This window comes from Francisella frigiditurris, from assembly GCF_001880225.1.
GTDB classification, from domain to species: domain Bacteria; phylum Pseudomonadota; class Gammaproteobacteria; order Francisellales; family Francisellaceae; genus Francisella; species Francisella frigiditurris.
This window is the reverse complement of sequence record NZ_CP009654.1, coordinates 1,236,750-1,249,514: the sequence shown is the minus strand read 5'-3', so window position 1 is coordinate 1,249,514 and position 12,765 is coordinate 1,236,750. Positions and strand designations below refer to the sequence as shown.

Below are 12,765 nucleotides of genomic sequence, written 5' to 3'. Positions count from 1 at the left end.
AGTATTTTGTGATAACAATTATACTATACTATGACGCAGTCAGTTTGCGATAGAACCAGACTTTGAAATGTCTTTAATTGAATTGCTAAATTTAGCTTTGTCTGCTCTTTTCTTGTATGTTTATTTATTAGCTTAATATCATCAAAGGTTAGGCTATAAAACTCATCCAACTCTTCTTGTTTAATCTTTATTTTATTTGAATATCTAGGGTATGTAGTTCTTTCAATAGTGGATATATAAATTCCTAGTGTAAATTTATATAAAATATATATATATTTGTATAACATAAATTACATGATACATAGAAATATATCTTTAGAGCAAATTTCTATAGTGTTAAATAAACGGTCGTTTGTGAAACAGAAATATGTTAATAGGTTATACGAGAGTTTCTAAGTCTGATGGATCACAAAGTATAGACTTACAAAAAGAGGCTTTGATAGAAGCAGGTGTTAGTTGTGATAATATCTATTCTGATTACTGCTCAGGTAGAAAAGCTGAACGACAAGGTTTAGATGCTTGCATAAAAGCATTAAGAAAACATGATACTTTAATTATATGGAAGCTTGGTAGATTAGGAAGAAGCCTACATGATTTAGTGAATTTAGTTCAAAAGCTCTCAGATAAAGATATTGGTCTAAAAATACTAAGTGGAAAAGGTGCTAATATAGATACAACAACACCAACTGGTAAAATGTTTTTTGGATTCTTTGCTGTATTAGCAGAGTTTGAACGAGACTTGATTATTGAAAGAACAAAAGCTGGTTTGGAATCTGCTAGAGCTAGAGGCAAGAAAGGTGGTAGAAAACATACATTAACTAAATCACAAATTAGATTGGCTCAGGCTTCTATGAGTAAAAAAGAAACAGTGGTTAGTGAACTATGTAAAAAGCTTAGTATTACAAGACCAACACTATATAGATACGTGGCTCCGGATGGTACTCTGAGAGAAAATGCTGAAAAGGTATTGTATCTAAAATGATTACAGTTAATAGTGAAAACTATAATAAATACAAAAATCAATTAATATTCTTATTTAATAAATATAATTCAAAAGATAATCTCTTAAATATTAATGAATCTATATATAATTTTTATCTTTTACAAGATTTATGTATATTTTACAAAGGACCTACTCCCATAATTCTTGGATATGTCAAGACAAATGAAGGATACGAGAAAAGATGGTTTTGGTTAAATGATGATGTTTGTTCATGGATGGCAGGAATATATATAGATACAAATAATCATATATGTAAAGGATTATATAAAGAATATTACGATTTCTCTGAAATTAATACATCAAGCTATATTGATAAAGAAGGATATACATTTGAATTACAAGTTTCATTAAAATTGAATATAGCATTGAATAGTATTTATCATAATCGGAGTATAGAACTAAATATTGATAATGATTTATTTGGAAATAAATTTAACATAATAAATATTCTGTTCGATAAGGGGCAATTGAAAAAGTATGCTAAATATACTAATTTACCTCAATACCTTGAAGTGAGCAGTATTAATGACATTAAAATAAATAATACATCTCAAGTTTTATCAAATAGTTCAACAAAGTTACAAATATCATCTGAGATACCTGACTTAAATGATGATAAAAATATATGGATCGCTTTGTCGAAAAGTATAGATCAGGTTATTAAGCCTAATTATATAAGTGTATCTGATGGTATAAAGTTTGAAATATATATTTATAAAGGATCGTGTGTCTTGCAGAATGGAAGATACATGACGATAATGTTTGAGTTAGCTTATGCAGATGAAGCTGTATTTATAAAAAATTGTTACCTAGAAATCTTATTTAATATGATCGGATCATTTGGAAATCATTTATATTTCCCTAAGAATTTAATAGGGATTAGTTCGAAATATCGTGACTATATCAATCAAACAACTTATGCTGAATATATGGATACTAAGCTTTTAATTAAACCAAATGGTTATTCGAAGAGAGTACTTAATAGATATAATGAAAAATCTAATTATTTAGTAAGGTTATTTAAATCTAAGAAAAATATACCTGCAAGGTTCCATATAAATAGAAAGTCAGTTCTAGATATAACATCTGCTTTAAAGAATAATGATATATACTACACGATGATATCGAGTATATTAACAGCTATCCGTTTAAGCTTGGGAGACTTTTTATCTATAAGTTCCGCACAAGATAAAGATTACGAAAGTATAATCAATTTACAAAACATGATAACAAATTTATCTGAAGACAGTGCATATATATGCTATGTAACAATAAATGATTTTTTATCTGAGTTTATTAGGAATTTAAATTTTAGTTCTCAGTTTTTAATAATTTTATCTAACTATCTTAATATCTTTATAACAGAAATAAAAAATAATAACGATATTATTCATTTAATACATAGAGAATTAGATAATAATTTAAAACTGGATAGGTTATTTCTATTAGGGAAAGATATAGAAATATCTACATATGTTTTAAAGAATTTATTAGTTTAACTTGAAGAGGCTGTAAATCTTTTATAATAAGAGATTATGATAAGTTTTTAAATTTATACTGTCTATTTACTAACGTATTCCGACTAGATACCAAATCCGCATTACTAGCAATATTCATAGTACCATATGCTATATTTGAAAAATGCTCATTTATCTCCTTATCTTTCCCCTGATAGTATAGGTTGAATATTGATAAGGAAATAGTTCTATATGAGAGTAATCAGCTAAAGCTAATTGATAAATAAAGAAACTTGGAAGAAAAAAGATTTTATCTTTTTTCACTACTTATTAGATCTCCTAGCTTTAACAGCATCAGAAAGCATTTGCAGCATTTCTAGAGTTTCATCAAAGTTTACGCATGCATCAGTTACGCTTTTTCCGTATTCTAAAGGTTTTTTATTAATGTCTTGGTTACCAGCAACTAAGTTACTTTCTATCATAATACCAAAAACATCTCTACCATTTTCAATTTGCTTACAAATATCAGCTAAAACATCTTTCTGTTTTTTATGGTCTTTTCTACTATTTCCATGACTACAGTCAATCATGATTTTAGTATCTATATCAGCTTTCTTTAATTTAGCAACACACTCATCAACATACTCTTTACTAAAGTTAGGTCCAGTAGCTCCTCCACGAAGGATTATATGTCCATTCTGGTTACCTTTTGTTTCAAATATAGCAGTAGAGCCTGATTTTGTAGTGCTTAAGAAGTGATGAGGGTAAGTTGCAGATTTAACAGCATCAACAGCTACTTGAATATCTCCATTAGTAGCATTTTTAAAACCTATAGGAGCAGATAAACCAGAAGCAAGCTCTCTATGTACTTGGCTTTCAACAGTTCTAGCACCAATGGCGCCCCAAGAAATTAATTCAGCGAAATATTGTGGAGTAATTACATCTAAGAACTCTGTAGCACAAGGTAGTCCCATACTGGTAATTTCAGAAAGAAGAGAACGAGCAAGACGTAATCCTTTATTTATATTGTATGAATTATTAAGATCTGGATCATTTACAAATCCTTTCCAACCAATTGTTGTACGAGGTTTTTCAAAATATACTCTCATAACAATCACAATTTCTTTATGGAATTTTTTAACTTCTTTTTTTAATTTAGTTGCATATTCAATAGCTGCATCTGTATCGTGAATAGAACATGGTCCAACTACAACAACTACTCGATCATCTTTACCATGAATAACTTCAGCTATTTCTTTACGAGATTTTCTAACTGTTTCAAAAGAAGTTTTTAATAGAGGTATTTCTTGAATTAGAACTTCTGCAGGAATCAATACTTTTTCCTTTTTTATATTTATATTCGAAACTTTATCAAAATTTTTATCACCTATCATTGATTCTGATATTCCTATAGTTATTACTTATTTTCTACCAAACAAACCAGGCATATTACCCATACCCTGCATAGCAGACATGCGTTTCATCATATTTGCCATTCCGCCTTTTTTACCTATAACACTCTTCATCATTTTTTTCATTTGAGAGTGTTGTTTAAGAAGTTTATTCAAATCTTGAACAGTAGTGCCTGAACCAGCTACGATTCTTTGTTTTCTACTATTCTTAATAAGATCAGGATTTCTTCTCTCATATGGTGTCATAGAGTCTATCATAGCCTCAATTTTTTTAAACATATCATCGCCAATATTACCTGGTAAGTTAGGCATATTTGGTAGTTTAGCCATTATAGAGCCAACACCACCCATATTTTTCATTTGAGATATTTGATTTTTAAAGTCTTCAAGGTCAAAATTTTTGCCGCTTTTTAATTTCTTAGTTAATTTTTGAGCAGCTTCTTTTTCAGTCTTCTCTTCTATACTTTCTATAAGGCTTAATACATCACCCATTCCAAGAATTCTAGAAGCGACTCTTTCTGGATGGAAAGGTTCTAAAGCTTCAGTTTTTTCACCAGTTCCTAAAAATTTTATAGGCTTACCTGTTATTTCTCTAATAGATAATGCGGCACCACCTCTAGCATCACCATCAGTCTTCGTCAAAATAACACCAGTAAGCTCTAGAGCATCATTGAATGCTTTTGCTGTTACAGCAGCATCTTGACCAGTCATACTATCTACAGTGAAAAGTGTTTCTATTGGATTAGCAATTTTGTGAAGTTGCTTAATCTCATCCATCATATTTTCATCAATATGTAATCGACCAGCTGTATCAACAATAAGTACATCTATTAATTTACTTTTTGCTGATTTTATAGCTTCTGTAACAATATACTCAGGTCTCTGAGTCACATTAGAGTCAAAAAAATCTATACCTAAATCATTAGCCAAAGTTCTTAACTGATCAATAGCAGCAGGGCGATAAATATCAGCACTGACAACCATCACCTTTTTCTTTTCTTTGTCTCTTAAATATTTAGCTAGTTTTGCTGTCGATGTGGTTTTACCAGCACCTTGCAAACCTGCCATAAGAATAACTGCTGGAGGTTGCGTTTTTAAATTTAATGGTGAAGACTCTTCTCCTAAAGCTCTTTCAATTTCTTTTTTTACAAAAGAAATAAATGTTTGGTCAGGAGTTAAACTTTTTCTAACTTCTTCACCAATTGCTTTTTCCTTAAGACTTTCTATGAATTTTTTTACTACAGGTAAAGCAACATCTGCTTCTAAAAGAGACATTCTGATATCTCTTAAAGCTGAGCTAATATTTTCTTCTGTCAGTGAAGTTTGACCTTTTATTTTTTTAAACGAGTCTTGTAATCTTTCTGATAAGCTTGTAAACATAGTCTATATGAACCTTTTTTATTAGATCATTAAACAATAATTAATGAAAAAGATATTAACATTTTTGATTAGAATATTCTATCTAACATACGATACTTGCTACAACAATAGCAAATAATAACAAACAAATAATAATATATTCATAATTCTTATTTTTAATAAAAAAAATGAATTCTAGAACAACTCTAGTAATAGGCATTACTAATAATAATAAAATTCCGGCTTCCATTATATGTGTAGAAAATAAATTCTCAGCAAAAATATAGCTATAGTTTCCATTATGGATAATTTCTATTGAAAGTCCTATAAAACCAATAAAACAAATAATTAAGGCTAACCAAAGATTTAACTTTAATATAAATATTACAACTTTATTTTTATCCATATTCATTAAAAACTCTTATATAACATTTGTATAGCTGCGGAAATCACAACTAAGAAGAAAATAAATCTTAAAATTCTAACAGGTACTAAACTCATAGTTTTAGAACCTATAGTAGCTCCTATTAAGGTTCCTAAAGCTATTGGCATAGCTATAATAGGATCTATATATCCTGCAAAGTAATATGCGCTAGCACCAGCAAAAGCCGTCAATCCCATAATAAAACTACTTGTGGAAGCACTGACTTTAAATGGTATCTTCATAATTTTATCCATGCCAATAACTTTAAAAGCACCAGCTCCAATCCCTAGAAGTCCAGATAAAAAACCAGCTCCCACCATGCTTATAAAACCAGGGCCTATATTATAAACTTTATAATCATATTTTTTATTTAGGATAGTAACACTATCAACAAGTTGAAGTTTATAAGCTAATTTTGAGGTTGGTTTTGAGTAATCTCCAAAATCTGATTTGTTTCTAGATAGGCTTAATATGGCCATTGTTATTAATATCAGCGCATATATTAAAGAAAGACTTTCTACATTTATCATGATAGAAACTTTTGCTCCAAATATTGCTCCTACTGAAGTTGCCAAAGCTAAAAATATACCTAATTTTTCTTTAGTCAAACCATGGCTTTTCATAGAGACAATTGAGCTTGCTGTTGATGTACATATTATAGATAATAAGGCTGCACCCATTGCATGATGCACATTAACACCCATAAATACTACTAAAAAAGGAGTAATTATAGCTGCTCCACCAAGTCCAACCATAGAGCCTAAAAAGCCCCCGACAATTGAAACTATAAATATTAAAAAATCAAATAAAAAAATGTTTGTCAATTTCTCTACTCATTTTTATTGATTATCTAATTCTTTAGTATAAGTTAAAAGCAAATTTCTTTAAAGGTTTAAGTTTTGTTATAAATAGTTTAGAATATGCTTGTTCAATTATTTAGGAGTATTATATAAAAATATGGCAAAAGAAGATTGCATAGAAATGGAAGGTGTTGTTTTAGAAGCTCTTCCAAATACAATGTTTAGAGTAGAGCTTGAGAATGGGCATATTGTAACAGCTCATATCTCAGGTAAGATGAGAAAAAACTATATCCGTATATTAACAGGTGACAAAGTGGTTGTAGAAATAACTCCTTATGATCTAACAAAAGGCCGTATCAAATTCCGTAGTAAATAATTTATATCTTTTAATTTTCTCTTTTAAAGAAGCATATTTTCTAATACTAAAAGTGTTGGGGTCATTAGTGCCATTATTAGACCAACAGATATTGCTAATGGGACTATTTCCATACCATGAGTATCTTTTATTACAGGTAATGAAAAGTCCATAGCTGTGTTTGCTGAATATCCAACCATTTCAATAGAGAGATATTTTTTAACTATTGGAATCAAAGCAATTGCTATAACCTCTCTAATGAAATCAATTAGAAAAGTTGCTATTCCATAATATTCTCCAATAAAGTTTGAATTAAGAACTCCTGATAAAGAGTACCAGCCAAGACCTGAACTTATCATTACACTTTCTTTTATAGAAATCGGCAAAAATAAAGGAACAAATAAAGCTGGTAAGATTGATGCTAAAATTACTACTATAGATATTATAAAAGCATCTTTGTTTTTTATAATTCTAGAGAGAGGAATTTCTTCTAACTTTAGCTGTGCTCCGATAGTAAACATCAAGGAGATCAATATTATAAATACTATATTATCTAAATAGTTAGTTATTTTTATATTAAATATTTCACCTAAAATATATCCAAATATTAGATATAGAATATATTTTGAAGACTTTATTATTAATATAAATCTGTTAGTTAATCCAGAGCTATCACTTACATTATTTTTTATATATTTTTGTTTAAGATTTTTATTTATGTTACATAAAATAAATAGGGCTATTATATTAGTTAAAAATATAATAACTGTATAAACTAAACTTAAGTTTATAACCTTGAAAATAACATCATTATTTTTTGTGAAAATACTAAAGTTATAACCCATAATAGCTATTATAAGAATAACTTGTAAATCTATAAGCTTATTAACTAAACCAATATGTTTATTTTTTAAAGGAATAAAAAAGTAACCAATAAGTAAAGCTATGAATATTAATAAAGATTCGAACATTATAAGTCTCCTTTATTAATATAGAATGGAGAGACTTTAACACAAATTATTATTTTTTTTAACAGCGTTAATTCTATAATAATGAAAAAATAATACTGGCAGTATTGTTATAGTTAAACAAGCTAATAGTTTAGGGACAAACTCTGTTGCGGAAGCATACATGTTATCTGGTGGAACAAAGCCCACTATTACACATAGAGCTGTACCTAATATTCCCAAGATACATATGGTAGACATACCTACTTTACCGCCGGGTATTTTGAAGTTTGCATCAATGATTTCATTATCTGATTGTAGTTTTAATTTCATTGCTGCGAAAAACATTAGCATATACATCATAGAATATATTTGTGTGCTAATAACAGTAAGTAAAAAATAATATGCTTGAACTGATGGTACAAGAGTTATGGCAGAACATACGACAGTCATAATTATTGCTTGTAATATTAAAATATTACTAGGAACATCATGTTTGTTTTTTTTATCTAACCATTCTGGTAGGAAGTGGTCATCTGCCGCTTGTAAAAGACCTCTTGCTGGAGAAATTATCCAATTTATCATAGACCCTAAAGAGCCTATAAAAATCATAACAACTAAAATATAGAAGAAATTACTTAAGCCAAAAGTATCTAAAAAGATACTAAATGATTTTACCGCGCCATTTACCACATCTATTTGATCTAAAGGAAAAATCATAGATACAGCTAAAGCCCCCAAAATCATAGTAAGTACCATAAATACGGAAGCTATTAAAAGTGCTAAAGGAAAAGTTTTTCTAGCATTTCTAACTTTTCTTATATGTACAGTTGCTAATTCAAGACCTAGAAATGATGCAATAATTCCAGTTAATCCCATCCAAGACTCAGAAGAAGTAAGGCTTGGAACTAATGTTCCTGGCTCAAAATGAATATATATAGGATTTCCAAGTATCAGCCATGCAAGAGCAAATAACACTATTAAAACCATTGGTAAAATCATTCCAAAAAAAGTACAAGCACTGGCAAATATTGCAGATACTCTCAAACCTTTTAAATTGATTATTGTCAATACCCAAAATGTAATAGTTATAAAAACGGCTGTATATTTCATATTTTGAGCTAATGAAGGATTAACTAATAGAGCTACAGTTCCAGCGATAAATGTTAAGATACTTGGAAACCATATTAGTGTATTTATCCACTGAAACCATATTGCAACCATTGCCACATTAGGACCAAAAGCTTTTTTCACCCAACCATATACTCCTTCTTCTCCTTTGCCAGTATATGTAGCTGTCATCTCAGCTGATACTAAAGCTACTGGAAGTAGAAATAAGATGATAGCTATTCCAAAAAAGAAAAATATATATGTTCCTGAAGTAGCTGTAAGAGGTAAATTTCTGATATTATCAATAGCTCCTGTCATAAGGAGAACTAAGAGGATAAGGCCAATGGTTTCTTTATTTGAATTTAGTTTTGAAGACATCCGCACTCATTGAAAAGTAAAACCTTACATGAATCAATAATACTTTATGTCTAAAACCTTATCAATTAAATAATATCCTTAAGCAATATATAATGGCATAACCTGAAATAGTCGTTCTAATGAATTAAATGCTTGAGAGCTTCTAGCCTCTATTAAGACTCTATCTTCATTTTGTAGAACAATATTCTCTGGGCTAAATACTGGAATATTATCTCTCATTATTGCTAATACTTCTAAATCTTCTCCGAATCTTATATCAGAGATTTTCTTTCCTATAATTGGTGAGAGATTTTCTTCTCCATGAACTTTAACTTCTAAAATATAGTTTTCTAAATCATTTATTTCATACATTCTTAATATATCAGCTTGTGTCATAAAAGCTTTTATAGTTGTGTATGAAAAATTATGAGGTGATATGGATAAATCAATAAGGTTTAAATCTCTGGTTATAGAATGGTATTCAGCATTATTGACTGTTGCTATAGATCTTTTTGCTCCAAGCTTTTTTGCTAAAATAGATGACATAACATTTATCTCATCAGAATTGGTTAAAGCAAAAAACATATCTGCCTCATCAATTCCTTCTGTAACAAGTAAATTATTGTTTACAGGATTGTATTGTAATATTGTTGATTTGCTAAGTTCACTTAAAGCATATTTGCATTTCTCTGCACTTGGATCAATGATTTTGACAATATAACCTTTTGTTTCTAATGATTTTGCTAATGTGACACTCGCATGATTTGCACCAGCAATAAATATTTTTTTTACATTAGTTTTTTGTGGTTGGAAAATAGCTAATATTTGTGAAGCATAAGCTTTTTCAGAGATATATAATACTCTATCATTTGCCTCGATATATGTTTCCTTATCTTTTAAGTCTAATTTTTCATCATTCCTATATATAGAAATAATATTAACTCTGACATCATCCATGCCAAGATATATATCTCTTAGAGCATAGCCTATTAAAGGAGATTTATCAGAAACCTCAACTCCTATAACTTGAATCCTTTTATCAAAGAAACTAGAGATAAAATAAGCACCAGATAAAAATATTAGTTGTTCTAATTGTTTAGTTGTTTCAAAAAAGGATTTTATTACTAAATCAACGTTATTTAATAATTTAGGAAAACGTGTATATTCTGTATCTCGTATTCTTGCTATTTTATAAGGAGTTTTATACATCTTATGAGCCATATCACAAATGGCAACGTTCGTTGAATCATTAGATGTAACAGCAATAATCATATCGGTATCTTTTAAATTAGCTTCCATCATTATATTAGGCTTTGTAACATCGCCACAGACTGTTTGCACATCAAATGCTGATGCTATAAATCCTAATTTTTCTTCATCTAAATCAACTATACATACATCATGCTCATGTGAAAGTCTTTGTGTAAGATATACACCAAGCTGACCTGCTCCTAAAATAGCTACTCTCATAAAATTAACTGATTAATCTTTGAATTATCAAATATAAAAGATATTGAATAAGAACATACTAATGTAACATCATCTATTAATCAATTTTTTAATTTACATTACTTAGCTAAGATACTATCATATGCATATAAAGATACTAAAATAGTATAGTTTGCAGGTAAGCATGTTAAAAATTAGTAAATTACTAGATTATGCGCTCCTTGTTGTAGTAACTATAGCAAAAAATAGTGATGCTCCATACAGTGCTTCAAAAATTTCAGAAGTTACAGGTCTTAACTTACCAACTGTTAGGAAATTACTTAATTTGCTTAATGTGGGTGGAATAATTGTATCAAAACGTGGAATAGAAGGAGGTTATGCTTTAGCAAGACAAGCTAGCCAAATTAGCATGTTAGATATCGTGAAATCTATCGAAACAGATGTTAATATTACAGAATGTTGCGATACATTTAAAAATTCTTGCCTAATAAAGAAATGTGGATTACAAAGTTATTGGAAAATAGTAAACCATAAAATTTTAGATATGTTCGCAAATACATCAATTGATGAAATCTTAACTATTGAAAAAAGTAACAAATTTTAATAATAATTTATGAGTAAAAATTTAGATAAAATAATAGACCAAGACTATGAGCACGGTTTTTTTACAGATATTGAGCAAGAGACTATAGAACCAGGTCTTAATGAAGATGTCATTAGAATTATTTCTGCTAGAAAGAATGAACCTGAGTTTATGCTAGAGTGGCGTCTTAAAGCTTATGCTAGATGGAAAGAAATGGTTGAGCCTGAATGGGCAAATCTTAATTATCCAAAAATTGATTTTCAATCTATAAGCTATTATTCAAGTCCTAAGTCTTTAAAAGATCATCCGAAGAGCCTTGATGAAGTAGATCCAGAGATAATCGAAACATATAATAAGCTTGGAATTCCGCTGCATGAACAAGAGATGTTGGCAGGAGTTAAGAATATAGCGGTAGATGCTGTATTTGATTCGGTTTCTGTTGTAACAACATTTAAAGAAAAATTATCAGAAGCTGGAGTTATATTCTGTCCAATATCTGAGGCTTTACAAAAATATCCTGAGTTAGTACAAAAATATTTAGGCTCTGTAGTCCCTCAAGGGGATAACTTTTTCGCAGCTTTAAATGCCGCAGTATTTAGTGATGGTTCATTTGTTTACATACCTAAAGGTGTACACTGTCCAATGGAGCTTTCTACATACTTTAGAATTAATGCTATGAATACTGGGCAATTTGAAAGAACTTTGATTGTAGCAGATGAAGATAGTTATGTAAGTTATCTAGAAGGTTGTACAGCTCCAATGAGAGATGAAAACCAGCTTCATGCAGCTGTAGTTGAATTGGTTGCAATGAAAGGTGCAGAAATTAAATACTCAACGGTACAAAACTGGTATCCAGGTGATAAAAATGGAAAAGGTGGTATTTACAATTTTGTGACTAAAAGAGGGTTATGTAAAGGAGATAACTCAAAAATATCTTGGACACAGGTTGAAACTGGCTCAGCGATTACTTGGAAATATCCTTCTGTAGTCTTAAGAGGAGATAACTCTATTGGAGAGTTTTATTCAGTAGCTCTTACTAGACATGCTCAAAAAGCAGATACTGGAACAAAAATGATCCATTTGGGTAAAAATACGAAAAGTACCATAATCTCAAAAGGTATATCAGCTGGTAAAGCACAAAATGCTTACCGTGGATTAGTTAGAATATCTCCTAATGCAGATAATGCACGTAATTTCTCACAGTGTGATTCATTACTAATAGGGCATAATTGTGGTGCTCATACTTATCCATATATTGAAAACAAAAGTAATAGCTCACAAATAGAACATGAGGCAACAACATCAAAAATCTCTGATGATCAACTTTTTTATTGCCAACAAAGAGGTATGTCAACAGAGGATGCAATTGCCATGATTGTAAACGGTTTTTGTAAAGAGGTTTTCAAAAAATTACCTCTTGAGTTTGCAGTTGAAGCACAGAAGCTTATGGAAGTAAGCTTAGAAGGTGCGGTTGGTTAAACTATATAATTCAAATATTAAAAGGCAAAA

The 12,765-nt window shown here is 29.6% G+C and carries 13 protein-coding genes; 5 read left to right on the top strand and 8 right to left on the bottom strand.

What is annotated here, in order from left to right; all coding sequences use genetic code 11:
• Positions 1-23: 23 nt before the first annotated feature.
• A complete protein-coding gene (locus KX01_RS09625) occupies positions 24-287 on the bottom strand; it encodes a DUF4158 domain-containing protein (protein WP_071664161.1) in 264 nt (87 codons plus the stop codon).
• A gap of 80 nt (positions 288-367) precedes the next feature.
• Between KX01_RS09625 and KX01_RS06205 the strand changes: the two genes are divergently transcribed.
• Together KX01_RS06205 and KX01_RS06200 are read left to right on the top strand one after the other, a co-directional pair.
• Positions 368-982 (top strand): recombinase family protein, encoded by a 615-nt coding sequence (locus KX01_RS06205; protein ID WP_071664160.1) that lies wholly within the window; start codon positions 368-370, stop codon positions 980-982.
• On the top strand, positions 979-2,502 hold the full coding sequence (locus KX01_RS06200; RefSeq protein ID WP_071664159.1) for a hypothetical protein: 1,524 nt from the start codon (positions 979-981) through the stop codon (positions 2,500-2,502). The genes KX01_RS06205 and KX01_RS06200 overlap by 4 nt, the downstream gene beginning before the upstream one ends.
• 281 nt (positions 2,503-2,783) lie before the next feature.
• Here KX01_RS06200 and KX01_RS06195 read toward each other — a convergent pair whose 3' ends face one another.
• The 4 genes from KX01_RS06195 to KX01_RS06180 form a co-directional block, all read right to left on the bottom strand.
• Positions 2,784-3,854, bottom strand: coding sequence for a 3-deoxy-7-phosphoheptulonate synthase (locus KX01_RS06195; RefSeq protein ID WP_071664158.1), 1,071 nt, complete (start codon positions 3,852-3,854; stop codon positions 2,784-2,786).
• 27 nt (positions 3,855-3,881) lie between these two features.
• Entirely contained in the window at positions 3,882-5,252 is a 1,371-nt protein-coding gene (ffh, locus tag KX01_RS06190) for a signal recognition particle protein (RefSeq protein ID WP_071664157.1), read from the bottom strand.
• A gap of 82 nt (positions 5,253-5,334) precedes the next feature.
• Entirely contained in the window at positions 5,335-5,637 is a 303-nt protein-coding gene (locus tag KX01_RS06185; protein ID WP_071664765.1) for a DUF1634 domain-containing protein, read from the bottom strand.
• A gap of 5 nt (positions 5,638-5,642) precedes the next feature.
• Complete coding sequence (locus KX01_RS06180) at positions 5,643-6,479, bottom strand: sulfite exporter TauE/SafE family protein (RefSeq protein WP_071664156.1); 837 nt, start codon at positions 6,477-6,479, stop codon at positions 5,643-5,645.
• A gap of 133 nt (positions 6,480-6,612) precedes the next feature.
• Here KX01_RS06180 and infA point away from each other — a divergent pair, with 133 nt between their 5' ends.
• On the top strand, positions 6,613-6,831 hold the full coding sequence (gene infA, locus KX01_RS06175; protein ID WP_003033733.1) for a translation initiation factor IF-1: 219 nt from the start codon (positions 6,613-6,615) through the stop codon (positions 6,829-6,831).
• A gap of 23 nt (positions 6,832-6,854) precedes the next feature.
• On the opposite strand, the gene KX01_RS06170 is transcribed toward infA, so the two are convergent.
• The 3 genes from KX01_RS06170 to trkA all read right to left on the bottom strand — a co-directional run bounded on the left by KX01_RS06170 (position 6,855) and on the right by trkA (position 10,694).
• Positions 6,855-7,781, bottom strand: coding sequence for a lysine exporter LysO family protein (locus KX01_RS06170; protein ID WP_071664155.1), 927 nt, complete (start codon positions 7,779-7,781; stop codon positions 6,855-6,857).
• Between the two features lie 36 nt (positions 7,782-7,817).
• A complete protein-coding gene (locus KX01_RS06165; protein ID WP_071664154.1) occupies positions 7,818-9,245 on the bottom strand; it encodes an APC family permease in 1,428 nt (475 codons plus the stop codon).
• A gap of 78 nt (positions 9,246-9,323) precedes the next feature.
• Positions 9,324-10,694: a Trk system potassium transporter TrkA gene (gene trkA, locus KX01_RS06160; protein ID WP_071664153.1), complete on the bottom strand. Its 1,371-nt coding sequence runs from the start codon at positions 10,692-10,694 to the stop codon at positions 9,324-9,326.
• A 163-nt stretch (positions 10,695-10,857) separates the two neighbouring features.
• Here trkA and KX01_RS06155 point away from each other — a divergent pair, with 163 nt between their 5' ends.
• Complete coding sequence (locus KX01_RS06155) at positions 10,858-11,277, top strand: SUF system Fe-S cluster assembly regulator (protein ID WP_071664152.1); 420 nt, start codon at positions 10,858-10,860, stop codon at positions 11,275-11,277.
• 9 nt (positions 11,278-11,286) lie between these two features.
• Positions 11,287-12,735, top strand: a complete 1,449-nt coding sequence (gene sufB / locus KX01_RS06150; protein WP_071664151.1) for a Fe-S cluster assembly protein SufB — start codon at positions 11,287-11,289, stop codon at positions 12,733-12,735.
• Positions 12,736-12,765 lie beyond the last annotated feature (30 nt).

What these genes read in the sequence shown, in the direction of transcription:
- KX01_RS09625 (WP_071664161.1), bottom strand. Translation starts at nt 287, where the DNA reads ATGTTATACAAATATATATATATTTTATATAAATTTACACTAGGAATT.
- KX01_RS06205 (WP_071664160.1), top strand. Translation starts at nt 368, where the DNA reads ATGTTAATAGGTTATACGAGAGTTTCTAAGTCTGATGGATCACAAAGT.
- KX01_RS06200 (WP_071664159.1), top strand. Translation starts at nt 979, where the DNA reads ATGATTACAGTTAATAGTGAAAACTATAATAAATACAAAAATCAATTA.
- KX01_RS06195 (WP_071664158.1), bottom strand. Translation starts at nt 3,854, where the DNA reads ATGATAGGTGATAAAAATTTTGATAAAGTTTCGAATATAAATATAAAA.
- ffh (WP_071664157.1), bottom strand. Translation starts at nt 5,252, where the DNA reads ATGTTTACAAGCTTATCAGAAAGATTACAAGACTCGTTTAAAAAAATA.
- KX01_RS06185 (WP_071664765.1), bottom strand. Translation starts at nt 5,637, where the DNA reads ATGGATAAAAATAAAGTTGTAATATTTATATTAAAGTTAAATCTTTGG.
- infA (WP_003033733.1), top strand. Translation starts at nt 6,613, where the DNA reads ATGGCAAAAGAAGATTGCATAGAAATGGAAGGTGTTGTTTTAGAAGCT.
- KX01_RS06170 (WP_071664155.1), bottom strand. Translation starts at nt 7,781, where the DNA reads ATGTTCGAATCTTTATTAATATTCATAGCTTTACTTATTGGTTACTTT.
- KX01_RS06165 (WP_071664154.1), bottom strand. Translation starts at nt 9,245, where the DNA reads ATGTCTTCAAAACTAAATTCAAATAAAGAAACCATTGGCCTTATCCTC.
- trkA (WP_071664153.1), bottom strand. Translation starts at nt 10,694, where the DNA reads ATGAGAGTAGCTATTTTAGGAGCAGGTCAGCTTGGTGTATATCTTACA.
- KX01_RS06155 (WP_071664152.1), top strand. Translation starts at nt 10,858, where the DNA reads ATGTTAAAAATTAGTAAATTACTAGATTATGCGCTCCTTGTTGTAGTA.
- sufB (WP_071664151.1), top strand. Translation starts at nt 11,287, where the DNA reads ATGAGTAAAAATTTAGATAAAATAATAGACCAAGACTATGAGCACGGT.